This is a genomic window from Pseudomonas fluorescens, assembly GCF_001307155.1.
In the GTDB taxonomy this organism is placed as follows: Bacteria; Pseudomonadota; Gammaproteobacteria; order Pseudomonadales; family Pseudomonadaceae; genus Aquipseudomonas; species Aquipseudomonas helvetica.
In genome coordinates this window covers 5,824,362-5,845,969 of the sequence record NZ_CP012830.1, presented here as the reverse complement: position 1 = coordinate 5,845,969, position 21,608 = coordinate 5,824,362, and the positions used below count along the sequence as shown (strand labels likewise).

Genomic DNA, 21,608 nt, shown 5'->3' with positions numbered 1-21,608 from the left:
TGCGTATGGATTATCACTGCGGTGAGATCAATCGCAGAATCATCGCTACAGTGAGGTGTGAGCGTTTCGAATGACCGGACGCAATGGCGGTCCTAGAGCGGGTGTCACCCATTCACTGGAGAAATACCGATGCTGCGTCAAAGAAATCTGGCTGCCATGGCGGTGCTTGTGAGTCTTGCAGTTATCTGCCCGACGGTCCTGGCCGCCGATACCCGGCAAACCATCGTCCAGTCGGCGCCAATCAATGCCCGCAACCTGCACGTCGGCGACCAGGCGCCGGACGTCTACACCCGCAGCGAAAAAGCCCTGGTCGACTGGAAAAGACGCGGCTTGAATACCCCGCCAAGCCAGAGCCAGTGGGTACAAGTCAATGACAAGTACATGCTGGTGCACACCGGCAACGGGCAGATTCTGGCGGTCATGCCGATTGAGCGTTGAGCTTGCGCCTGCATCAGTGTCTTCAACAGGATTGCCCTGCAGCGCGAAATCTGAGAAAACGCGGGCCGTGTTTAGTGTCATCGCGAACGAGAGAGAGTAATGAACGAAGAATTGCAGGTCATCGACCTTGAACTGGGCGATGGCAAAGCCGCCGTTAAAGGCGCCTTGATTACCACCCAGTACCGCGGTTTTCTGGAGGACGGTACACCGTTCGATTCTTCCTGGGAGCGCGGTAAACCCTTTCAATGCGTGATCGGCACCGGCCGAGTGATCAAGGGTTGGGATCAGGGCTTGATGGGTATGAAGGTCGGCGGCAAGCGCAAGCTGCTGGTGCCAGCGCACTTGGCATATGGCGAGCGCTCGATGGGCGCCATCCCGCCCAATTCCAACCTGGTTTTCGAGATTGAATTACTCGAAGTGCTGACTCGCGACGACTGACCGCTGTTACGCCTCGAACCCCGGTAAATGGCAGATTCGCTCGCTGAGAAACTCGGTGAGCAACCGCGCACGCAACGGTCGGTAGCGGCGTTCGGGGTAGAGCGGATTTCAGATCGGCCCTTGAAGTCCGGCATAGTGAAAGGCAACTCCGTTTGTAAGAGGCAGAGGCAGAGGCATGGCGAAGCACGTCAGTGCGCAAACGCTTCAGGGTATTTGTCCAGATAGGCATCATTGAGCTGCGTATCCTGGGAACGCATGAACGTTTTGAAGTCGGGTACCAGAAAGACCAGCAGAGACAACAGCAGCACCATGACGCCCAGCAGCGTGATTGTCAGTGCAACCCCCAGATAGGCGATCAGGGTATTCATCGCGAAACTGCCCAAGGGGCTAGCCGCCGCAGACAGAAATGAAACCGTGGCAAAAATCCGGTTGCGATGGAGCTTTGGCGTCGCCAGCAACCTCACAGCGGAGGTGGGGATGTTGATCAACATCAGGCCGACGCCGCCGCAGAAGAAGGCCACGGGCACGATGAACGACGATGAAACGGTGCCGACTGCCACCAGATTGCCCCCCAGTAATGCAAAACCTGCGGACACACACATGTCACGGGGGACCCGGTCGGATAACCAGCCGATGATCTTGTAACTGCCCGCCAGAATGCCCAGCCCGAAGCACGAATCCAGAAGACCGATGTAAGTGACCGGGTACTGGATGACGTCCTTTACGTACAGAGGGATCAGGATGGTGAAGAACGGAAACAGGGCAAAGTTGATCAGCATTGCAATGATGGCCAGGTAAAACTCGACTTTCACTCCGTAAACCACTTTGAAGCCGGAATAGATCATGCTGAAGCCGCTGGCACCCGGGGCTTTTTCGTCTTGGCCAGTGGCACCGATGTGGCTCGGGATGGTCGCGATCAACGTCCCGGCGATGAGAATCGCAAAAAAGTCGGCGGCAAAGGCGAAGGTGATACCGAACCTGTAAATCAGCCCGCTGGCCAACACCGGCCCCAGCAGAATGGAAAAGGACGACATCACGCTTTTGGTCCGAAAGGCCAGAGAGACTTTATCGTCGTCTGCAAACAAAGAAATGATCGACGCCTGGAGAGGGTCTCGCACGCCGACGATCGCACTGCTGATCATCATCAGCGCGCCCACCGTCCAGGGGTTGAACGACCCCGTGGCGGACAGCACCACCATCAACAGCGCTGTCAGCAGGCTGATGCATGAGGCCAGCTTGATTATCAGGATTTTGTTGTACTTGTCCCCCAGCCATCCCAGCACGGGTTTGGCTAACACTTCCGCCGCGATGGAACAGGCAATCATGTTGGCGAAATAGAGCGCAGAGCCTGTTTCCTGCAAGGTCCACCAGGCCACCGCCAGTTGATTGCACCGTCCTCCCAGAACCATCAGCAAAAAACTGAATTGCACTTTCAGCAGACGCCGGTCGATGCCGGGAAAGCCCCACGTAATGCCTGAAAAATTTGCACTCATTGACATTCCTTTGATCGGGATAGGGCGACTGCGCAAGCAGGAACGTTCAAGAGTACAGGTCGACGCGGCCCCTGAAACAAACTCAACTTGTTCTAGCGCTGTTCCGCGGCATATCCCATGACCATTGGGTGAATGCAGGGTTGCCAATATTGACGTGATCGACGACTATTCTTTCCGTAGATAGGTATAGGGGGTATGGGTATGTCGCACATTCACGAACACAAGGACGATCTGCTGAAGCGGGTTCGTCGTATCGCCGGCCAGGTTCAAGCCGTCGAGCGGGCATTGGAGTCGGAAGCCGACTGCGCCAAGACCCTGCATCTGGTCGCGGCAATCCGTGGCGCGGTCAACGGTCTGATGGACCAGTTCATCGAAGCCCACGCCCGTGAACACGTGGCCAGCCCCGAGCTCAGCGATCAAGAACGCGCCGAAGGTCTTGAAGAGTTGCTGCAAGCCATTCGTCGTTATTCAAATTGAAGGTCATGCAACCCATGCGCAGTACACCTCAGGTTTCACGTTATTCCCACGATCACATGTTCCTGGGGGCCACCCACGATGAGAATGCCAGACGCACGTTGTGGGTCGTTGCGCTGACGTTCGTCATGATGGTTGGCGAGATCATTGCCGGTTACATCACCGGTTCCATGGCGCTGTTGGCGGATGGTTTCCATATGGCCACCCACGTCGGTGCGCTGGGCATTACCGCAATTGCCTACGGGTTTGCCAGACGCAACGCCGGTAATGCGCGCTACAGTTTTGGTACGGGCAAAGTAGGGGATCTGGCGGGCTTCGCCTCGGCCATGGTGCTGGGGCTGGTCTCGATCTTCATTGCTGTAGAGTCCGTCATGCGGTTGTTTCAACCGACTACCGTGGCCTTCACCGAAGCGACACTGATCGCCGTGCTGGGCCTGGCCGTGAACATCGTCAGCGCGCTTTTACTGGCCGGCAACTCTGCGCATCATGACCACGGTCACGGTCACGGTCACGGTCACGGTCACGGTCACGGTCATCATCACGACAACAATCTGCGTTCGGCTTATGTTCATGTGCTGGCCGATGCGATGACTTCCGTGCTCGCAATCGCTGCGTTGTTGGCTGGCCGCTATCTGGGTTGGGTCTGGCTGGACCCGGTGATGGGGATCGTCGGCGCAATCGTCATCGCCAATTGGGCCTATGGCTTGATGCGAGACAGCGCCGCAGTGCTGCTGGACACGACCGATGAACACGTCGCCGCCGAAGTTCGTGAGCTGCTGGAGTCGACAGGCGATGTCAGCATCACCGACCTGCATGTCTGGCGCGTAGGCCCACAGGCCCGGGCAGCGATTGTCAGCGTGGTGACCTCGGCAGCCGTCACGGCCGATACCATCCGCGAACGGCTGGCCCCGGTTCATGAGCTGTCACACCTGACGGTTGAATATCGCAACGCTTGAGGACCCTGCTACGGGCATTTATCTGGCAATACGTCAGTAAATAGCTTGACGTCTTCAAGGGTGTCCGAGATGACAGGTTCAAGAGAGGGGAATCGCGCCTTCGCATGCTCAAAGGCCGCGAGTACCTTCTCTAGCTCCAGTTGACCGTGTCGGCGTGCCACATGACCAAGGGCTGTGATGGCCGCTGATGCAACATTTTCACTCTCACTGTCCAGATAGTGCAGGCAAGTGTTCTGAGCCCACGCTCCATCTGGCTCGTTAAGACCGATGGAGATCAGGGCGGCGATGACATCCGTTTCCTTTCCTTCAGCAAGAAGAGTGTTCACTTTGTCATGGTTCATCGAAGGATCTTGATAGAGCAGGCTCACTTTTTAACTCCCTGAATGTTGCCTTTGTTGTCGACCGTTCCGGCTTTGATCAGAGCATGTCTTCATATGCCTGCTGTCGAGACTCACGCTCTGCAAGCTCGGTTGGCGTCATGTATCTAGAGGTGCGGTGATGACCGTCACCCGACGGAGGGTTCCAGACTTTTGGTATGTCCTTTTTACGAGCCATGCGCATCCTTGTTTCGCCTGTTAAGTACGACGAGACGCTATCTCAAGCGGAGTGCCATGGCTGTAGGACGGGGTCTGAAAACGCTGACGATGTTCCGGCTTCGAAAATCACCACGATCATCACTGAACCTCCTACCGCTCGGTAAACACCGGAATGCGCCCGTTCAATGACGGGCGGTACTCCCAGGCAAGCTGATCGAGCAAATCGTTGTGCGTCAGGATTTCGCTGAGCGTGGCGCTGGCGATGTTCAAGGCCAGTGCCTGGCCGGGGCACTGGTGGCGGCCGGCGCCGAAGGTGAAGCTGCGGCGGGTTGGGCGGTCGAGGAGCAAGGCGTCCGGGTTGTCATTGAGCTGTGGGTCGCGGTTGGCCGAGGCCAGCAGTACCAGGATGACATCGCCGGGTTTGAGACTCACGCCGGCGATTTCACAAGGCGCGCTGACGAAGCGACGGGTGTTCTGCACCGAAGGGTCATGGCGCTGGACTTCCGCCAACAGATCGTTGACCCGCGCCGGGTCGCACTGCACTTCAGCCTTGAGCGGCGGATTGCGGATCAATGCCAGCATGGCGTTACCGATCAATCCGGCAGTGGCCTCATAGGTCTGGGAAAGCAGGCCAATCAGGTTGGCGAGCAGGGTGTCGGGGTTTGCCAGGCGTTGACGAATCCCTTCAAGTAGAGGGCTTTGGTGATCCTGCGCGCTGAGGCGTTCTATGAAGTAACCGTTCAACTGTTCCGCCGCTGCATGGGCCGTGTCCAGTTGAACCGGGTTGCTCAGCGGCGACAGGCACGCGACGAAATCAGCCGTCAGATTGCTGAGGGTTCGACCTTCGGCTGGCGTAAAGCCGAGCAACGCAGCGACCACGCACACCGGGCCCATGAACATGGCCTTGTGTAGTCCGTCAGCAGATGGGCTGATCAACCGGGCGCGCACCAGTGCGCTGACTTCATCGGTGTCGATCACTTCAAGTCCCGGCTGTATGGCCGACCTCGGGCAGCGCTGGCGTTCGCCATCGTTCATTCGCATCAAGTGACCAAACACCTTGCCAGCCGCGCCGTGCGCAATGGCGTTAGGCACCGGTTCGTGGGCCGGCCGGACTTTGCAGTCAGGATGAGCCAGCACGGCGGCAACGGCCTGGGCGCTGCTGGCCACCCACAGACTCAGTCCTTGATGAAATGAAAGTCCGCCGTCGGCGCGCAGGCTGGCGTAATAAGGGTAGGGGTCGGTATGTGTCGCGGCGATGATCGGGTCCATGAAGCGCTGCCTTATTCGTGGGGGGAAAGTGTTGCTACTATCTGCAGTCGGGCAGGGCGACGATTCGTCAGGGAGCGAAATATGAACGTAGAGCAGCACGACATCGGCGTCTCGCAAGTGGCGGCAGCCATTGCCGAGCCGGCCCGAACGAAAATCCTTTGCTCGCTGATGGACGGCCACGCGCGCACCAGTACTGAACTGGCCGTGATCGCCGACGTCAGCGCCTCTACCGCCAGTGCCCACTTGGCGAAACTCAAGGAACTTGCCTTGGTGCGGCTGCATGTTCAGGGGCGTCATCGTTATTACAGCCTGGCGGACCAACGGGTCGCCCAGGCCCTGGAAGCGCTGATGGTGATCGGCCAAAACGCCGCGCCAACCTTTACTCCCCGAACCCCGGATCGCCTGCAATTTGCTCGCACTTGCTACGACCATATGGCCGGCACCTTGGCCGTGCTGCTGCATGACCGGATGCTGGAAGCGGGTTGGTTGGCAATGTCGGAGCAGGGTGATCAGCAGCACGCGCTGAGTGAACCCGGTGAGCGGTTTTTCGAAGGGCTGGGCATCGACGTGAAGTCCTTGAGCAGCCTGCGTCGACGTTTTGCCTGCCCTTGTCTCGACTGGAGCATGCGTCGCCCGCATCTCGGCGGCTCATTGGGCGCGGCGTTGTTGCAAACGGCGATCAAGCGCAAATGGCTGACACAGGATCTGGACAGTCGAGCGCTGGCGTTGACGGCGACCGGGCGTAAAGAGATCACGGCCAGATTCGCGATTGAACTGCCGGCGCTGGCGAAGGTGAACCTGCGGAGTGCCACTGAGTCAGGCAGTCGCGCGGTTGTCAGTCCTTCGCCATAACGGCGTATTCGCTATCGACTGGCCGAGGCCATCAGCACGCCGAAGCTGGCGAACGTAACGCCTGACACCTTCGCCGCCAGCCAGGAACCTTTTTGACTCGACAGCCAGCCTTTGGCTGCATTGGCGAGCAGGGCATAGCTGCTGTGGATCAGGATCACCAGCACGCTGTAGGAGCTGACCAGGGTAAAAAACTGGCGGTAGTAGTGCGTCGAGGTGTCGATGAACTGCGGGAACACCGCGAGAAAGAAGAACACCGCTTTTGGGTTCAACAGCTGCAGCGATGCCGCTTCGACGAAGCGATACCCAGGACCCGACGAGTTCACTTCGCGCTCAGGAATGAAACGATCAGTGCGCCAACTTTTGTAACCCAAGTACAAGAGGTACGCGGCACCAGCATACTTCAGTACGGTGAACGCACTCGCGGAGGTCGCGAGTATCAGGCCCACGCTGGTCGCGCTGATCCCGGCGACGACAAACGCCCCGAGGGCGATGCCCAGGATACCCGGCAGCGCGCCGGTCCAGCCATGGCGCAGGGAATTGGTCAGCGTGAGCACCACGCCGGGCCCGGGACTCAGAATGGTCAGGGCGGCGAACAGTAAAAACAATCCGTAGCTATTCATCTCTCACTCCATCAGGTGGCATCGGCTGCATGCCCGCAGATTGGCGTGACGATGGAGGTGTGACAAACGCTTTAATTGCACGGCATATGTGACTAAATTAGACGCATGATTAATCAACTCCCTCCCTTGAATGCGGTTCGCGCTTTTGCGGCCGCCGCTCGTCATCAGAGCTTCAGCATCGCGGCCGAGGAACTGCATGTCAGCCACAGTGCCGTCAGCCGTCACATCAAACGGCTTGAGGAACATCTGGGCGTGCTGCTGTTCGAACGGCGCATCCGGCAATCGCTGCTGACCCCGGCGGGACAGAGCTTCTATGAACAGGTCAGCGCGGGCCTGTCACAGATTGCCAACGCCGCCGTAGCGCTCAAGCAACACGCCTCGCTGCGTACCGTAAAGATCAACGTCCGTCCGACCTTTGCCCAGCGCTGGCTGACACCCAGGCTGGCGGAGTTCATGGCGCTGCACCCGGAGATCAAACCCGAGGTGGTCACGTCCACGCTGGCGCCCGATCACGCACGAGACAGGTTCGACGTCGTTATTCGACGGGGCCGCGACGGCTGGGCGCCGGACATTTATGCTCAGGTACTGTTTGAAGACGAATTGCTGCTGGTCGCGGCGCCTGCGCTGATCAAGCGTCTGCCGCTCGACGACTTGAACGCCCTCAGCCGACATACCTTGCTGACCGCCAAGACTCGCCGTGAGGATTGGCACAACTGGGCCCTGTTGTTCGGCGAAACGCAGTCAGCGACTCAGATGACGCTGCAGTTCGATCACATGCAGCCGGTGCTTCAGGCTGCCGTGGAGGGACAGGGCATAGCGTTGTGTCCGGCCTCGTTGCTGGGCGATGACCTGTCGAGCGGCCGGCTGATTTGTCCGTTGCCCGATTTGCGTATGCCGTTGCCGCGTTACTACTACGGTGTTGCGCCGGATGTGACAGAGCAGACCCAGGTGTTTCTGGAGTGGTTGTTTGCCAGGCTCGATGTAGATGCCGGCCAATAAAAAGCCCACCCACCGCGTAAGCGATGGGTGGGCTTTTCAGTGCCGCAAGCGCTGGATCAGACCTTGACGATCCAGCCCTCTGGCGCTTCGATGTCGCCGGTCTGCACACCGGTCAGCTCTTTGTAGAGCTTCTGGGTGACCGGGCCGACTTCGGTTTCGCTGTGGAACACATGCAGTTTGCCGTTGTACTCGATGCCGCCGATTGGCGTGATCACCGCAGCAGTACCGCAGGCGCCGGCTTCCTTGAAGTCGCTGATCTTGTCGATGAACACGTCGCCTTCAACGACTTCCATGCCCAGGCGCGATTTTGCCAGCTCGATCAACGACAGACGGGTGATACCCGGCAATACCGAAGGGGATTTCGGCGTGACGAATTTGTTGTCCTGGGTGATACCAAAGAAGTTCGCAGAGCCGACTTCTTCGATCTTCGTGTGGGTCATCGGGTCCAGGTAGATGCAGTCGGCGAAGTGCGCCTTCTTGGCCTGGGAGCCAGGCATCAGGCTGGCGGCGTAGTTGCCACCGACCTTGGCCGCGCCGGTGCCTTGTGGCGCGGCACGGTCGTAGCTGGAGATCAGGAAGTTGTGCGGGGTCAGGCCACCTTTGAAATAGGCGCCGACCGGGATGCAGAAGATCGAGAAGATAAACTCGGGAGCGGTACGCACGCCGATGTTGTCACCCACGCCGATCACGAACGGACGCAGGTACAGCGCGCCGCCAGTGCCGTACGGCGGAATGAAACGCTCGTTGGCACGCACCACGGCCTTGCAGGCCTCGACGAATTGTTCGGTGTCGACCTGCGGCATCAGCAGGCGAGCGCAGCTGCGCTGCATGCGTGCGGCGTTCTGGTCCGGGCGGAACAGGTTGATCGAACCATCCTTGCAGCGGTAGGCCTTCAGGCCTTCGAAGCATTGCTGGCCATAGTGAAGGGCAGTGGAGCCTTCGCTGATGTGCAGCACGTTATCGGAGGTCAGGGTGCCTTTGTCCCAGGCGCCATCGCGCCAGTGCGACAAATAGCGCTTGTCTGTCTTGATGTAGTCAAAACCCAGCTTGTCCCAATTGATGCTTTCGTTACCCATGACACCCTCTATCACTTAACAATCGCCTGAATGGTTCAAGGCTTCTGACGTTTTTCTGGATGGGGACAACAATACTTCATTCCAGGCCTAAATCGCAGCCCGGACTATCGGGTGATTGGCAGATTTCTTAGCCCGCTCACGAAACTTGCCGCCGACCCTTCATTATTCGAAACCCTGTGGCGAGGGAGCTTGCTCCCGTTCCAGTGCGCAGCACTGGTAAAACCGGACACTGCGGTGTATCAGGCAGATCGCAGTGACGCGATTGGGGCCGCTTCGCAGCCCAGCGGGAGCAAGCTCCCTCGCCACAGTTGAGCGGTTACAGATGTAACGCGTGCCCCAAGGCGCGCAACGCCGCTTCCTGCACCGCTTCACCCAATGTCGGGTGGGCGTGGATGGTGCCGGCGATGTCTTCCAGGCGTGCGCCCATTTCCAGGGACTGGCCGAATGCCGTCGACAACTCGGACACCCCGACACCCACCGCTTGCCAACCGACAATCAGATGATTGTCACGCCGCGCGACCACCCGCACGAAGCCGCTTTTCGATTCCAGGGTCATCGCCCGGCCGTTGGCGGCGAACGGGAAGTTCGACACGATGCAATCCAGGCCAGCGGCTTTGGCTTCATCCGGGGTTTTACCGACTACCACCAGTTCCGGGTCGGTAAAGCACACGGCGGCGATGGCGGTGGGATTGAACTCGCGGTGTTTGCCCGAGATCAGCTCAGCGACCATTTCACCCTGCGCCATGGCGCGGTGGGCGAGCATCGGCTCGCCACTCAGGTCACCGATGGCCCAGACGTTGCGCATGCTGGTCGCGCAGCGGTTGTCGATCTTGATCGCCGAGCCGTTCATGTCCAGGTTAAGCGCTTCAAGGTTCCAGCCCTGGGTGTTGGGTTTACGCCCAACCGCCACCAGCACCTGATCGGTGGCCAGGTTCAGGATTTCACCGTTCGGGTCGCGCACTTGCAAGGTATTGGCTTGTGAATCAAAGCCTTCGACGCTGTGCTTCAAGTAAAGCTTCACGCCGAGTTGCTTGAGCGCTTCGTTGACCGGCTGGGTCAGTTCGGCATCGTAGGCTGGCAGAATCCGATCCTGCGCCTCGACCACGCTGACCTCGGCGCCGAGCTTGCGGTAGGCAATGCCCAACTCAAGCCCGATGTAGCCGCCACCCACCACGATCAGCCGTTTTGGCACGCTTTTCGGCGCCAGGGCTTCGGTGGAAGAGATGATCGGCCCGCCAATTGGCAGCATCGGCAGGTTGACGCTTTTCGAACCGGTGGCCAGCAGCAGGTGCTCGCACTGGATACGGGTGTCGCCAACCTCGACGGTTTTACCGTCGATGACCTTGGCCCAGCCTTGAATGACCTGGACCTTGTGCTTTTTCAGCAGCGCCGCGACGCCGGTGGTCAGGCGATCAACGATGCCGTCCTTCCACTCGACGCTTTTGCCGATGTCCAGGGTCGGCGCCGAGACGTTGATCCCGAGGGCCGAATGCTGGCTGTGGTGCTGAGTCTGATGGAACTGCTCGGCCACGTGGATCAGCGCTTTCGACGGAATGCAGCCGATGTTCAGGCAGGTGCCGCCGAGCGCCTGGCCTTCGACCAGAATGGTGCTGATGCCCAGCTGACCTGCGCGGATCGCCGCTACATAACCGCCAGGGCCGCCGCCGATAATCAGCAGCGTGGTGTTCAGAGTCTGTTGCATGCCTTACTACTCCACAAACAGGGTTGCGGGTTGTTCGAGCAAGCCACGAATGGCCTGGATGAATTGCGCCGCGTCCATGCCATCGACCACCCGGTGATCGAAGGAGCTGGAGAGGTTCATCATCTTGCGAATCACGATCTGGCCTTTGATCACCATCGGCCGCTCGACGATCTTGTTGACGCCGACGATCGCCACTTCGGGCAGGTTCAGCACCGGAGTGCTGACGATGCCGCCCAAGGCGCCAAGGCTGGTCAGGGTGATGGTCGAGCCGGACAGTTCATCGCGGCTGGCTTTGCCATTGCGCGCAGCCGTGGCCAGACGGGAGATTTCCGCAGCGCTGTCCCACAAGCTGCGAGCCTCGGCGTGACGCACCACCGGCACCATCAAGCCAATGTCGCTTTGGGTTGCGACGCCGACATGCACCGCACCGAGGCGGGTGATGACCTGGGCTTCGTCGTCGTAACGGGCGTTGATCTGCGGGAAGTCGCGCAGGGCGACGACCATGGCGCGAACCAGGAACGGCAGCAACGTCAGCTTGCCGCGAGTTGCGCCGTGCTTTTCATTCAGATGCGCACGCAGTTCTTCCACCGCTGTCACGTCGATTTCTTCGACGTAGCTGAAGTGCGCCGCACGCTGAGTCGCATCCTGCATGCGTTGGGCGATCTTGCGACGCATGCCGATCACCGGGATCTGCTGTTCGTCGTTGCGTTCGGCGTATGCGGCCACAGTGCTCGATGCGTTCGACTGACCTTGTGCCAGATAAGCCTCGAGGTCTTCGTGAAGAATCCGCCCGGCAGGGCCGGTGCCACGGACCAGACGCAATTGAATGCCGGCATCCAGCGCGTGTTTGCGTACGGCCGGGGAGGCCAGCGGACGTTCATCGGCTTCGCGAGCGATCATCGGGCCTTGCGGCGCAACTGGGCGAGCCGGGACGGCGGATTTGCTTTCAATCGCGGCTTCGACTTTCGGTGCGGCGACTGGCGCAGGCTTCGGTGCTGGTGCAGCCGGCGCTGGCTGAGACGACGCTTTGACGTTGCCTTCACCTTCCACTTCGATACTGATCAGAATGCTGCCGACGGCCATGACTTCACCTGGCTCACCGCCGAGGGAGATCACCTTGCCATGCACCGGGGACGGAATGTCGACCATCGCCTTGTCGGTCATCACATCGGCCAGCACCTGATCTTCGACGACCATGTCGCCGACCTTGACGTGCCACACCGACAGTTCAACTTCTGCAATGCCTTCGCCAATGTCCGGCATTTTAATAACGTGCGTGCCCATTCAGACCTCCATGACCCGTTTCAACGCCGCGCCCACACGGGACGGACCTGGGAAATACGCCCACTCTTGCGCATGCGGGTAGGGAGTATCCCAACCGGTCACACGCTCGATTGGCGCTTCCAGGTGGTGGAAGCAATGTTCCTGAACCAGCGCGACCAGTTCGGCGCCAAAGCCGCAGGTGCGGGTGGCTTCGTGGACGACCACGCAACGGCCGGTTTTCTTCACCGATTTGACGATGGTTTCCAGGTCCAGCGGCCACAGGCTGCGCAGGTCGATGACTTCGGCGTCGATGCCGGTTTCTTCAGCGGCCACTTGCGAGACGTACACGGTGGTGCCGTAGGTCAGGATGGTCACGTCCTTGCCTGGACGGGTGATGGCGGCGAGGTCCAGCGGAACGGTGTAGTAGCCGTCCGGCACTTGCGCGGCCGGGTGTTTCGACCACGGGGTTACCGGGCGGTCGTGATGGCCGTCGAACGGGCCGTTGTACAGGCGCTTTGGCTCAAGGAAGATCACCGGGTCATCGTTCTCGATGGAGGCGATCAACAGGCCTTTGGCGTCGTAGGGGTTGGACGGCATCACTGTGCGCAAGCCGCAGACCTGAGTGAACATCGCTTCGATGCTCTGGCTGTGGGTCTGGCCGCCGTAGATGCCGCCGCCGCAAGGCATGCGCAGGGTCATCGGGGCGGTGAACTCGCCAGCCGAGCGATAACGCAGGCGTGCCGCTTCGGAAATGATCTGGTCCGAGGCCGGGTAGACGTAATCGGCAAACTGGATCTCGGCCACTGGCCGTAATCCGTAGGCGCCCATGCCAACTGCAACGCCGACGATGCCGCTTTCGGAGATCGGCGCATCGAACACCCGCGAGGTGCCGTATTTGCTCTGCAGGCCTTCGGTGCAACGGAACACGCCGCCGAAGTAGCCGACGTCCTGGCCGAACACCACGACGTTGTCGTCACGCTCGAGCATCACGTCCATGGCCGAGCGCAGGGCCTGGATCATGGTCATGGTGGTTGTGGTCATGGCGGTTTCCAGCTCGATATTATTGTTGTGATCGTTCATGTCAGATCCCCAACTCTTGACGCTGGCGCTTCAAGTGCTCCGGCATCTCTTTATAGACGTCTTCGAACATGGTCGCAGCGCTCGGAATCTGGCCACCGGCCAGGGTGCCGTACTGTTCGGCTTCTTTTTGCGCGGCGATGATTTCGGCTTCCAGTTCGGCGCTGAGGGCCACGTGTTCCTCTTCGGACCACTGACCGATTTTCACCAGATGCTGCTTGAGGCGCGCAATCGGGTCGCCCAACGGGAAGTGACTCCAGTCGTCGGCAGGGCGGTACTTGGAAGGATCATCGGACGTCGAGTGCGGGCCGGCGCGGTAGGTGACCCATTCGATCATGGTCGGGCCGAGGTTGCGGCGGGCGCGTTCGGCGGCCCAGGCAGAGGCGGCATACACCGCGACAAAATCGTTGCCGTCGACCCGCAGGGAGGCGATGCCGCAGCCGACGCCGCGACCGGCGAACGTAGTGGCTTCACCACCGGCAATCGCCTGGAACGTCGAGATCGCCCACTGGTTGTTGACCACGTTGAGGATCACTGGCGCACGGTAAACGTGAGCGAAGGTGAGGGCGGTGTGGAAGTCGGATTCGGCGGTGGCGCCGTCGCCGATCCAGGCCGAGGCGATTTTGGTGTCGCCCTTGATCGCCGACGCCATGCCCCAGCCCACGCCTTGTACGAACTGGGTGGCGAGGTTGCCGGAAATGGTGAAGAAGCCGGCGTCTTTAACGGAGTACATGATCGGCAACTGACGGCCCTTGAGCGGATCGCGCTCGTTGGACAGCAGTTGGCAGATCAGGTCTACCAGCGGCACTTCGCGAGCCATCAGAATGCTTTGCTGACGGTAGGTGGGGAAGCACATGTCGTCGATGTTCAGGGCCAGGGCCTGGGCGCTGCCGATGGCTTCTTCGCCAAGGCTCTGCATGTAGAACGACATTTTTTTCTGACGTTGGGCGACCACCATGCGGTTGTCGAAAATCCGCGTCTTGAGCATGGCGCGCATGCCTTTGCGCAGAATCTCCACAGGCACGCCTTCTGCCCACGGACCGAGGGCATTGCCCTGATCGTCGAGCACGCGAATCAGGCCCTTGGCCAGATCAGCCGTGTCGGCAGGTTCTACATCGATTGGGGGTTTGCGCACCGTACCGGCATCGGTCAGGCGCAGGTAGGAGAAGTCGGTTTTGCAGCCGGGGCGGCCCGAGGGTTCGGGAACGTGCAGGCGCAGGGGTTCGTACGCTTGATTCATGGCTTTCTACGCTCGATCTTGTGAATTTCTTGTAGTGAGCTGACCGTCATCCTTCGGGTAGAAGAAATCTTGTCCTACAACAATCATAGGCCGGGGCAAGAAGAATATTTATCTCTGTTTCGTTGCAGTTGAAGCCATTTGAGGATAAAAAATCTGCATAAACATAAAAAACAGGTTGTTTTGTCTCATGCGCAAACTGGACCGTACCGACATCGGCATTCTCAACAGCCTTCAGGAGAACGCCCGCATCACCAACGCCGACCTCGCACGCTCGGTGAATTTGTCACCGACACCGTGCTTCAATCGGGTCAAGGCGATGGAAGAATTAGGGCTGATTCGCGAGCAGGTTACGTTGCTGGATGCCGACCTGCTGGGGCTGCACGTCAACGTGTTCATCCACGTCAGCCTGGAGAAACAGGTGGAAGAGGCGTTGGCGCAATTCGAGGCCGCCATCGCCAACCGTCCGGAGGTAATGGAGTGTTACCTGATGGCCGGCGACCCGGACTATCTGATCCGCGTACTGGTGCCGACCATTCAGTCGCTGGAACGCTTCATGATGGACTTCCTGACCAAGGTCCCGGGCGTCGCCAACATCCGCTCAAGCTTTGCGCTCAAGCAGGTGCGCTACAAAACCGCGCTGCCATTGCCAGCCAATGGCCTGACCCTGGCCAACTGAGATCTCCGCACATACCCGTAGCAGCTGTCGAGCTCCGCGAGGCTGCGTTCGGCGGCGCAGCCGTCGTAATCCGGCTGATACGGTCTGCCTGAATGAACGCGGTGGCAGGTTTCGCGACGGCTGCGCCGCCGAACGCAGCCTCGCGGGGCTCGGCAGCTGCTACGAGATAAAGTGTGGGGTCCCAACGTGTTGGGGTCAGAACTGGTTGATGGGGATCTTCAGGTAGACCACGCCGTTGTCTTCAGCCGGTGGCAAATTCCCGGCCCGCACATTCACCTGAATCGCCGGCAGTATCAGCGTCGGCATGCACAAGCCCGCATCGCGCCGGGTGCGCATGTCGACGAATGCCGTTTCGTCGATGCCGTCATGCACATGAATATTGTTTTTGCGTTGCTCGCCAACGGTGGTCATGCACTGGGAAGTGCGGCCGGCTGGCGGGTAATCGTGGCAGACATAGAGACGGGTGTCGGCGGGGAAGGCCAGCAACCTGTGTATCGAGGCGAATAGCTGGTTGGCGTTGCCGCCAGGGAAGTCGCAGCGGGCGGTGCCGACGTCGGGCATGAACAGCGTGTCACCCACCAGAATCAGTTCATCGTCGATCAGGTAGGCCATGTCTGCCGGAGTGTGACCGGGAACATGCAGCGCCTTGGCCTTGAGGTTGCCGATGGAAAATTCCTCGTCCGGCGCAAACAGATGGTCGAACTGCGAACCGTCGCTGCGAAACGCCGGCTCAAGGTTGAACAGGTTCTTGAAGACGTCCTGCACCTGACTGATGGCCTGGCCGATGGCGATCTTGCCGCCCAACTCGCGGCGCAGGTAAGGCGCGGCGGACAGGTGATCGGCATGGGCGTGGGTTTCCAGCAGCCATTGGGTTTGCAACCGGTGCTCGCGAACGAAAGCAATCACCCGGTCAGCCTGAGTGGTGGCGGTTCGACCGGACGCCGGGTGGTAATCGAGCACTGAATCGACAATGGCGCACGGGCCGCCGTCGTGTTCATAGATCACATAGGTGTAGGTCTTTGATGCGTCGTCAAGGAAGGCTTGGATCAACGCTGGCATGGCGGCGGGTCCTGGCTGGGTGGCAGAAAGACATAAAGGCTTGCAACACTTTATGTTTAAACATAATGTCCGCAGCTTAAGTGACGACCAAGGTTATCTGCAAATGCAATCCAGTCTAAGCGAAGGTGAAGTGGCGCAATTGCGCGCCTCGGCCTCGAAGGCCTGCGCGCTGCTCAAGGCATTAGCCAATGAGGACCGTCTGCTGATCCTCTGCCAGTTGACTCAGGGCGAGCGCAACGTCGGCGAATTGGAAACCATGACCGGTGTTCGTCAGCCGACGTTGTCCCAACAATTGGGCATTCTGCGCGATGAAGGCCTGGTGGGCACCCGACGTGAAGGCAAGTACATTTTCTACGGTCTTGCCAGCCACGAAGTGATTCAGGTGATGAAAACACTCTCGGGCCTGTATTGCGGCGCGGTGCTAAAAAGCTGGGCGTGAGCCTTTTCGGGCAGCCCCCCTTGTAGAGGCAATAACTTATGCAGGACCAACACTGGGGCCAGACCATCAGTGCCGACATCGTGGTGATAGGCGGCGGTACCGCGGGTATCGGCTTCGCTGCCAGCCTGCTCAAGCGCGATCCGCACTTGAACGTCACCGTCATCGAACCCAGCGCCCAGCACTATTACCAACCGGCCTGGACGTTGGTTGGCGGCGGCGCGCATGAACTCAAGAACACCGTACGACCAATGGCGGCGGTGATGCCGCGTCAGGCTCACTGGGTGCAGGCTGCGGTCAGCAGCGTCGACCCCGAAAACCGTCTGCTGACGCTTGATGATGGGCGCAGCGTCGCTTATCAGAACCTGATCGTCTGCCCTGGCTTGCGACTGGCCTGGGAGAAAATCGAAGGTCTGCAAGAAGCCCTCGGGCAGCACGGTGTCACGTCCAACTACAGCTACCGGCATGCGGCCTACACCTGGCAACTGGTCAAAGGTCTGCGCGGCGGCAAGGCAATCTTTACCCAGCCGGCGGTGCCGATCAAATGCGCCGGGGCGCCGCAAAAGGCGTTGTACCTGTCGTGTGATCACTGGCTCCGACATGATGTGCTAAAGAACCTCGACGTCGAGTTCAACCTGGCCGGCGCCGCGTTGTTCGGCGTGGCGATCTTCGTTGCGCCGCTGATGAAGTACATCGAGAAATACCGTGCGCGGTTGGCATTCAACTCCAACCTGGTGAAGGTCGACGGGCCGGAGCAAACCGCCTGGTTCGAGGTCAAGGACGCCGCCGGAGCGGTCACGCTGCAAGCGAAAAAATTCGATCTGTTGCATGTGGTACCACCGCAGGTGTCGCCGGACTTCATCCGCCAGAGTTCGCTTGCCGATGCCGCTGGCTGGTGCGAAGTGGACGTCCACAGTTTGCAGCATGTGCGTTATCCGGACGTGTTCGCCCTCGGCGATGTCTGCTCTACCAGCAACGCCAAGACTGCCGCCGCGGTGCGCAAGCAAATCGTCGTGGTGGCGGAGAACGTGCTGGCCTTGCGCAAACAGCAACCCTTGCCGCTGAAATACGACGGTTATGGCTCCTGCCCGCTGACGGTGGAGAAGGGCAAGGTGATACTCGCCGAGTTCGGCTATGCCGGTAAGCTGCTGCCGACTTTTCCCCTCGAGCCGACTGTGGCGCGGCGTTCGGCATGGTTTCTCAAGGCGACGCTGCTGCCGTGGTTTTACTGGAACGGCATGCTCAAAGGTCGTGAGTGGCTGACTCGTGTGTCCAAGGTCGATTGAGAAAACCCTATGCTGCTGGCGACATTGTTTGGTGTGGTGATGGGCCTGATCCTGGGACTGACCGGGGCCGGCGGGGGCATTCTTGCAGTCCCGGCCCTGGTGCTCGGGCTGGGCTGGAGCATGACCCAGGCAGCGCCGGTGGCGTTGTTTGCGGTGGGCAGTGCCGCGGCGGTCGGTGCCATCGACGGCTTGCGCCATGGGTTGGTGCGTTACCGTGCGGCGTTGTTGATTGCGTTGCTGGGGGCGGTGTTCTCGCCGGTGGGCATCTACTTCGCCCATCAGTTGCCGGAAAAAGTCCTGATGATCCTGTTCAGTCTGCTGATGATCATGATCGCCTGGCGGATGCTGCGGCGAGAAAAGCCGCAAGCGGGGCCGAGCGATCACGGCCACGCCAACTGGGGCCAGAAGAACTGCATGCTCGATCAACAAACCGGGCGCTTTTCCTGGACCGCCAAATGCACCGCAACCCTGGCTGCATTGGGGGCGGTGACCGGCGTGGTTTCAGGCTTGCTCGGGGTTGGTGGCGGTTTCCTGATCGTGCCGGCATTCAAACAACTGACCGACGTACAGATGCGCGGCATCATCGCCACTTCATTGATGGTGATCAGTTTGATCTCGGCAACCGGAGTGATCGGCGCCTTTCATGCCGGGGTGACCATCGATGCCCAGGGCGCGGCTTTTATCGCCGCGAGCATCGCCGGGATGGTCGTGGGGCGGCGACTGTGCGCCCGGGTTCCGGCCCGGGCTCTTCAAGTGGGGTTTGCCAGTGTGTGCCTGATGGTGGCCGGCTACATGCTGCTCAAGGCTTGAAATCGGTGGTTGCCGTGCGGCGAACTGGCAAGAAATCTCTGGCTCAGGTTTACTGCCTTCATTACCGATGACAAGGCCACGCCATGGATCACTACGCCCCGCGCAACTGGCAGCCCCACGAACGGCCAAGCTTGCCCGGTTCCCCCTCGACCCCTTTACACCCGACGCCAAAGCGCTTGGCTTATGCATTGGTCGGGTTGCTGGTGGCATTGACCGGTGGTTTGGGCAACGCGTTGGTGGTCGCCAACCTGCCTTACCTGCAAGGGGCGCTGGGGGCGACGACCGCCGAGATGGCCTGGCTGCCAGCGGCTTACGTGATGACCAACGTCTCGATGAACCTGCTGCTGGTGAAGTTTCGTCAGCAGTTCGGCTTGCGGGCGTTCACTGAAGTATTCCTGGTGTTGTATGCGCTGGTGACCTTCGGCCATTTGTTCGTCAACGACCTCAGTTCGGCGATTGCGGTGCGCGCCGCCCACGGTATGGTCGGTGCGGCGCTGAGTTCGCTGGGCCTGTATTACATGGTGCAGGCTTTCCCGGCGAAGTGGCGCATGAAGGCGCTGGTGCTGGGCCTGGGTACCTCGCAACTGGCATTGCCACTGGCCCGGTTGTTCTCCGAAGACCTGTTGCAGATCGCTGAATGGCGCGGGCTCTATCTGTTTGAACTGGGCATGGCGCTGACCTCACTGGGCTGTGTGTTCATGCTCAAGTTGCCGCCGGGTGACCGCTTCAAAACTTTCGAAAAACTCGATTTCCTGACCTTCGCCTTGCTGGCGGGTGGAGTGGCGCTGCTTTGTGCGGTGTTGTCGTTGGGCCGTATCGATTGGTGGCTCGAAGCACCGTGGATCGGCGTCGCCTCGGCCGGCTCGATCGTGTTGATCATGGCCGGCCTGGCCATCGAACATAACCGCAGCAACCCGATGCTGATGACCCGCTGGTTGGGCAGCGGGGTGATGATTCGCCTGGCATTGGCGGTGATCCTCATCCGTATGGTGCTCACCGAACAGTCCACCGGGGCCGTGGGTTTGCTGCAAACCCTGAACCTGGGCAGCCAGCAGATGCACAGCCTTTACGTGGTGATGCTAGTGGGCAGCGTCGCTGGCCTTGCCACCAGCGCGCTGACGATCAATCCCTCGCACCTGTTGATGCCGTTGATCATTTCTCTGGCGCTGATGGCCACAGGTTCCGTGATGGACAGTTTCTCGACCAACCTGACACGCCCGGAGAACATGTACCTCAGCCAGTTTCTACTGGCCTTTGGCGGGACGTTTTTCCTCGGCCCGACCATGGTGCTCGGCACCCGCAACGTGTTGACCAATCCGCGCAATCTGGTGAGTTTTTCCGTGCTGTTCGGGATTTGCCAGAACCTCGGTGGCTTGATTGGTGCTGCGTTGTTGGGGACGTTCCAGATCGCCCGGGAAAAATTCCATTCCAGCCATATCGTCGAGCGCCTGACCCTGGTCGACCCGCAAGTGGCCAGCCGTGTGCAAGGCAGCAGCGCGAGTTATGTATCGAGTATCGCCGACCCGTCGGCCCGCACTACCCAGGGCATTCGTAGCCTGGCAGCGGCTGCGACCCGGGAGGCGAATGTCATGGCCTACAACGACGTGTTCATGCTGATCGCGGTGATCGCGATGCTGACCATGCTCTGGATCTTCATTCGCAGCCTGTGGCTGCTGAGCACGACCAAGGCTGTCGCTTCCGCGCCAGCCAGTCCGACTTCCGTTCCTTCCAGCGGTGCCTCTTCTTCATGACCGACCCGATCACCACAACCACCAACGCCATCGCCTCGACTCCCGAGGGCGTGGCACCGCCTAAAACTTCTGGCACCGAGCCGCGTTCGCTGCCGGTGCGGATTATTTCGTCGCTGGGCTTTGCTGGCATTGCCATCGTCGGGGTGCTGATCGTGCTGTATGCCTGGCAGTTGCCGCCATTCGGCAGCGCCATCGAAAGCACCGAAAATGCGCTGGTTCGCGGTCAGGTAACGATCATCGGCCCGCAGCTCAGTGGCTACGTGTTTGAGGTGCCGGTGCAGGACTTCCAGTTCGTCAAGACCGGCGACCTGCTGGTGCGGCTGGATGACCGGATCTACAAGCAACGTCTGGATCAGTCACTGGCGCAACTGGCGGTGCAGAAAGCTGCGCTGGCCAATGCGGTGCAGCAACGCAACAGCGCCGAGGCGACCATCAAGCTGCGTCAGGCGGCGCTGACCGACAGCCAGGCCCAGGCGCAAAAAAGCGCAGCGGACTTGCGGCGTAATGAGGCGTTGATCAGCGACGGCTCGGTCTCCAAGCGCGAGCTGGACGTGACCCGTGCCGCTAATGCGCAAACCATCGCTGCGGTGGCACAGGCCCAGGCCAGTCTGGAAATCGCCCGGCAGGACCTGCAAACGGTGATCGTCAATCGCGGTTCGCTGGAGGCGGCGGTGGCCAGTGCCGAAGCGGCGGTCGAGCTGGCGCGGATCGATCTGTCCAACACCCGTGTGGTCGCCCCGCAGGACGGCCAGCTTGGGCAGATCGGCGTGCGTCTCGGCGCCTACGTCAACTCCGGCGCGCAGTTGATGGCCTTGGTGCCGAGCCAGTTGTGGGTGATCGCCAACATGAAAGAAACCCAGATGAACAACATCCACATCGGCCAGCCGGTTACCTTCACCGTCGACGCCCTGAACCACCAGAAATTTCACGGTCGGGTGCAGCGTATTTCACCGGCCACCGGTTCCGAGTTCAGCCTGTTGCAGGCCGACAACGCCACCGGCAACTTCGTCAAAATCGCCCAGCGTGTGCCGGTGCGCATCACCGTCGACGCGAACCAGGCGCAAAGCGAACGCCTGCGACCCGGCATGTCGGTGGTGGTGAGTATCGATACGTCCGGGCAAGGCAATGCCGTCGCTGACAATCCGTAGGCGCCGATG

22 protein-coding genes and 1 pseudogene are annotated in these 21,608 nt (G+C 60.1%); 12 read left to right on the top strand and 11 right to left on the bottom strand.

What is annotated here, in order from left to right; translation table 11 throughout:
- The first annotated feature begins 129 nt into the window (after positions 1–129).
- Together AO353_RS26705 and AO353_RS26700 are read left to right on the top strand one after the other, a co-directional pair.
- Positions 130–438, top strand: coding sequence for an RcnB family protein (locus AO353_RS26705; protein WP_054597674.1), 309 nt, complete (start codon positions 130–132; stop codon positions 436–438).
- A 99-nt stretch (positions 439–537) separates the two neighbouring features.
- Positions 538–876 carry an FKBP-type peptidyl-prolyl cis-trans isomerase gene (locus tag AO353_RS26700; RefSeq protein WP_054597673.1) on the top strand — a complete coding sequence of 113 codons (339 nt, stop codon included), beginning with the start codon at positions 538–540 and terminating at the stop codon, positions 874–876.
- Between the two features lie 188 nt (positions 877–1,064).
- Here the strand turns inward: AO353_RS26700 and AO353_RS26695 are convergent, their stop codons facing one another.
- Positions 1,065–2,516 carry an MFS transporter gene (locus tag AO353_RS26695; RefSeq protein ID WP_237142940.1) on the bottom strand — a complete coding sequence of 484 codons (1,452 nt, stop codon included), beginning with the start codon at positions 2,514–2,516 and terminating at the stop codon, positions 1,065–1,067.
- Positions 2,517–2,570: 54 nt separating this feature from the next.
- Here AO353_RS26695 and AO353_RS26690 point away from each other — a divergent pair, with 54 nt between their 5' ends.
- Complete coding sequence (locus AO353_RS26690; protein WP_054598351.1) at positions 2,571–2,846, top strand: metal/formaldehyde-sensitive transcriptional repressor; 276 nt, start codon at positions 2,571–2,573, stop codon at positions 2,844–2,846.
- Between the two features lie 14 nt (positions 2,847–2,860).
- On the top strand, positions 2,861–3,799 hold the full coding sequence (gene dmeF, locus AO353_RS26685; protein ID WP_054598350.1) for a CDF family Co(II)/Ni(II) efflux transporter DmeF: 939 nt from the start codon (positions 2,861–2,863) through the stop codon (positions 3,797–3,799).
- Between the two features lie 8 nt (positions 3,800–3,807).
- On the opposite strand, the gene AO353_RS26680 is transcribed toward dmeF, so the two are convergent.
- The 3 genes and pseudogenes from AO353_RS26680 to AO353_RS26675 form a co-directional block, all read right to left on the bottom strand.
- Complete coding sequence (locus AO353_RS26680) at positions 3,808–4,167, bottom strand: hypothetical protein (protein ID WP_054597671.1); 360 nt, start codon at positions 4,165–4,167, stop codon at positions 3,808–3,810.
- Between the two features lie 52 nt (positions 4,168–4,219).
- A pseudogene (locus AO353_RS31745) lies at positions 4,220–4,354 on the bottom strand (S-type Pyocin); the annotation flags it as partial.
- 131 nt (positions 4,355–4,485) lie between these two features.
- Entirely contained in the window at positions 4,486–5,604 is a 1,119-nt protein-coding gene (locus AO353_RS26675) for a cytochrome P450 (RefSeq protein ID WP_054597670.1), read from the bottom strand.
- Positions 5,605–5,685: 81 nt separating this feature from the next.
- On the opposite strand from AO353_RS26675, the gene AO353_RS26670 reads away from it, so the two are divergent.
- Complete coding sequence (locus AO353_RS26670; protein WP_054597669.1) at positions 5,686–6,456, top strand: ArsR/SmtB family transcription factor; 771 nt, start codon at positions 5,686–5,688, stop codon at positions 6,454–6,456.
- A gap of 11 nt (positions 6,457–6,467) precedes the next feature.
- On the opposite strand, the gene AO353_RS26665 is transcribed toward AO353_RS26670, so the two are convergent.
- Positions 6,468–7,076, bottom strand: coding sequence for a LysE family translocator (locus AO353_RS26665; protein ID WP_054597668.1), 609 nt, complete (start codon positions 7,074–7,076; stop codon positions 6,468–6,470).
- Between the two features lie 105 nt (positions 7,077–7,181).
- Here AO353_RS26665 and AO353_RS26660 point away from each other — a divergent pair, with 105 nt between their 5' ends.
- On the top strand, positions 7,182–8,075 hold the full coding sequence (locus tag AO353_RS26660) for a LysR substrate-binding domain-containing protein (RefSeq protein ID WP_054597667.1): 894 nt from the start codon (positions 7,182–7,184) through the stop codon (positions 8,073–8,075).
- Positions 8,076–8,131: 56 nt separating this feature from the next.
- Here the strand turns inward: AO353_RS26660 and AO353_RS26655 are convergent, their stop codons facing one another.
- The 5 genes from AO353_RS26655 to AO353_RS26635 form a co-directional block, all read right to left on the bottom strand.
- The gene (locus AO353_RS26655) at positions 8,132–9,151 is read right to left on the bottom strand and encodes a branched-chain amino acid aminotransferase (protein ID WP_054597666.1); all 1,020 of its coding nucleotides are present in this window, start codon (positions 9,149–9,151) and stop codon (positions 8,132–8,134) included.
- A 316-nt stretch (positions 9,152–9,467) separates the two neighbouring features.
- Positions 9,468–10,853: a dihydrolipoyl dehydrogenase gene (gene lpdA / locus AO353_RS26650; protein WP_054597665.1), complete on the bottom strand. Its 1,386-nt coding sequence runs from the start codon at positions 10,851–10,853 to the stop codon at positions 9,468–9,470.
- A 6-nt stretch (positions 10,854–10,859) separates the two neighbouring features.
- Positions 10,860–12,137, bottom strand: coding sequence for a dihydrolipoamide acetyltransferase family protein (locus AO353_RS26645; RefSeq protein WP_054597664.1), 1,278 nt, complete (start codon positions 12,135–12,137; stop codon positions 10,860–10,862).
- Positions 12,138–13,196, bottom strand: a complete 1,059-nt coding sequence (locus tag AO353_RS26640; protein ID WP_054597663.1) for an alpha-ketoacid dehydrogenase subunit beta — start codon at positions 13,194–13,196, stop codon at positions 12,138–12,140. It lies immediately after the preceding gene.
- A gap of 1 nt (position 13,197) precedes the next feature.
- Positions 13,198–14,433 (bottom strand): 3-methyl-2-oxobutanoate dehydrogenase (2-methylpropanoyl-transferring) subunit alpha, encoded by a 1,236-nt coding sequence (locus AO353_RS26635; RefSeq protein WP_054597662.1) that lies wholly within the window; start codon positions 14,431–14,433, stop codon positions 13,198–13,200.
- 187 nt (positions 14,434–14,620) lie between these two features.
- Here AO353_RS26635 and bkdR point away from each other — a divergent pair, with 187 nt between their 5' ends.
- Positions 14,621–15,109, top strand: coding sequence for a Bkd operon transcriptional regulator BkdR (bkdR, locus tag AO353_RS26630; RefSeq protein WP_019690099.1), 489 nt, complete (start codon positions 14,621–14,623; stop codon positions 15,107–15,109).
- 195 nt (positions 15,110–15,304) lie between these two features.
- Here bkdR and AO353_RS26625 read toward each other — a convergent pair whose 3' ends face one another.
- Positions 15,305–16,168 (bottom strand): MBL fold metallo-hydrolase, encoded by an 864-nt coding sequence (locus AO353_RS26625; RefSeq protein ID WP_054597661.1) that lies wholly within the window; start codon positions 16,166–16,168, stop codon positions 15,305–15,307.
- A gap of 103 nt (positions 16,169–16,271) precedes the next feature.
- On the opposite strand from AO353_RS26625, the gene AO353_RS26620 reads away from it, so the two are divergent.
- From AO353_RS26620 to AO353_RS26600, 5 genes are all read left to right on the top strand, one after another.
- On the top strand, positions 16,272–16,607 hold the full coding sequence (locus AO353_RS26620; RefSeq protein WP_054598349.1) for an ArsR/SmtB family transcription factor: 336 nt from the start codon (positions 16,272–16,274) through the stop codon (positions 16,605–16,607).
- A gap of 38 nt (positions 16,608–16,645) precedes the next feature.
- The gene (locus tag AO353_RS26615; RefSeq protein WP_054597660.1) at positions 16,646–17,890 is read left to right on the top strand and encodes an NAD(P)/FAD-dependent oxidoreductase; all 1,245 of its coding nucleotides are present in this window, start codon (positions 16,646–16,648) and stop codon (positions 17,888–17,890) included.
- Between the two features lie 9 nt (positions 17,891–17,899).
- Positions 17,900–18,700, top strand: coding sequence for a sulfite exporter TauE/SafE family protein (locus AO353_RS26610; RefSeq protein WP_054597659.1), 801 nt, complete (start codon positions 17,900–17,902; stop codon positions 18,698–18,700).
- An 83-nt stretch (positions 18,701–18,783) separates the two neighbouring features.
- On the top strand, positions 18,784–20,451 hold the full coding sequence (locus tag AO353_RS26605; RefSeq protein ID WP_054597658.1) for an MFS transporter: 1,668 nt from the start codon (positions 18,784–18,786) through the stop codon (positions 20,449–20,451).
- Positions 20,448–21,599: an HlyD family secretion protein gene (locus tag AO353_RS26600; protein WP_054597657.1), complete on the top strand. Its 1,152-nt coding sequence runs from the start codon at positions 20,448–20,450 to the stop codon at positions 21,597–21,599. Before AO353_RS26605 ends, AO353_RS26600 begins: the two co-directional genes overlap by 4 nt.
- Positions 21,600–21,608 lie beyond the last annotated feature (9 nt).

Excerpts from the sequence above, each read along its gene's own strand:
- AO353_RS26705 (WP_054597674.1), top strand. The coding sequence starts at position 130 with ATGCTGCGTCAAAGAAATCTGGCTGCCATGGCGGTGCTTGTGAGTCTT.
- AO353_RS26700 (WP_054597673.1), top strand. The coding sequence starts at position 538 with ATGAACGAAGAATTGCAGGTCATCGACCTTGAACTGGGCGATGGCAAA.
- AO353_RS26690 (WP_054598351.1), top strand. The coding sequence starts at position 2,571 with ATGTCGCACATTCACGAACACAAGGACGATCTGCTGAAGCGGGTTCGT.
- dmeF (WP_054598350.1), top strand. The coding sequence starts at position 2,861 with ATGCGCAGTACACCTCAGGTTTCACGTTATTCCCACGATCACATGTTC.
- AO353_RS26675 (WP_054597670.1), bottom strand. The coding sequence starts at position 5,604 with ATGGACCCGATCATCGCCGCGACACATACCGACCCCTACCCTTATTAC.
- AO353_RS26670 (WP_054597669.1), top strand. The coding sequence starts at position 5,686 with ATGAACGTAGAGCAGCACGACATCGGCGTCTCGCAAGTGGCGGCAGCC.
- AO353_RS26665 (WP_054597668.1), bottom strand. The coding sequence starts at position 7,076 with ATGAATAGCTACGGATTGTTTTTACTGTTCGCCGCCCTGACCATTCTG.
- AO353_RS26660 (WP_054597667.1), top strand. The coding sequence starts at position 7,182 with ATGATTAATCAACTCCCTCCCTTGAATGCGGTTCGCGCTTTTGCGGCC.
- AO353_RS26655 (WP_054597666.1), bottom strand. The coding sequence starts at position 9,151 with ATGGGTAACGAAAGCATCAATTGGGACAAGCTGGGTTTTGACTACATC.
- lpdA (WP_054597665.1), bottom strand. The coding sequence starts at position 10,853 with ATGCAACAGACTCTGAACACCACGCTGCTGATTATCGGCGGCGGCCCT.
- AO353_RS26645 (WP_054597664.1), bottom strand. The coding sequence starts at position 12,137 with ATGGGCACGCACGTTATTAAAATGCCGGACATTGGCGAAGGCATTGCA.
- AO353_RS26640 (WP_054597663.1), bottom strand. The coding sequence starts at position 13,196 with ATGAACGATCACAACAATAATATCGAGCTGGAAACCGCCATGACCACA.
- AO353_RS26635 (WP_054597662.1), bottom strand. The coding sequence starts at position 14,433 with ATGAATCAAGCGTACGAACCCCTGCGCCTGCACGTTCCCGAACCCTCG.
- bkdR (WP_019690099.1), top strand. The coding sequence starts at position 14,621 with ATGCGCAAACTGGACCGTACCGACATCGGCATTCTCAACAGCCTTCAG.
- AO353_RS26625 (WP_054597661.1), bottom strand. The coding sequence starts at position 16,168 with ATGCCAGCGTTGATCCAAGCCTTCCTTGACGACGCATCAAAGACCTAC.
- AO353_RS26620 (WP_054598349.1), top strand. The coding sequence starts at position 16,272 with ATGCAATCCAGTCTAAGCGAAGGTGAAGTGGCGCAATTGCGCGCCTCG.
- AO353_RS26615 (WP_054597660.1), top strand. The coding sequence starts at position 16,646 with ATGCAGGACCAACACTGGGGCCAGACCATCAGTGCCGACATCGTGGTG.
- AO353_RS26610 (WP_054597659.1), top strand. The coding sequence starts at position 17,900 with ATGCTGCTGGCGACATTGTTTGGTGTGGTGATGGGCCTGATCCTGGGA.
- AO353_RS26605 (WP_054597658.1), top strand. The coding sequence starts at position 18,784 with ATGGATCACTACGCCCCGCGCAACTGGCAGCCCCACGAACGGCCAAGC.
- AO353_RS26600 (WP_054597657.1), top strand. The coding sequence starts at position 20,448 with ATGACCGACCCGATCACCACAACCACCAACGCCATCGCCTCGACTCCC.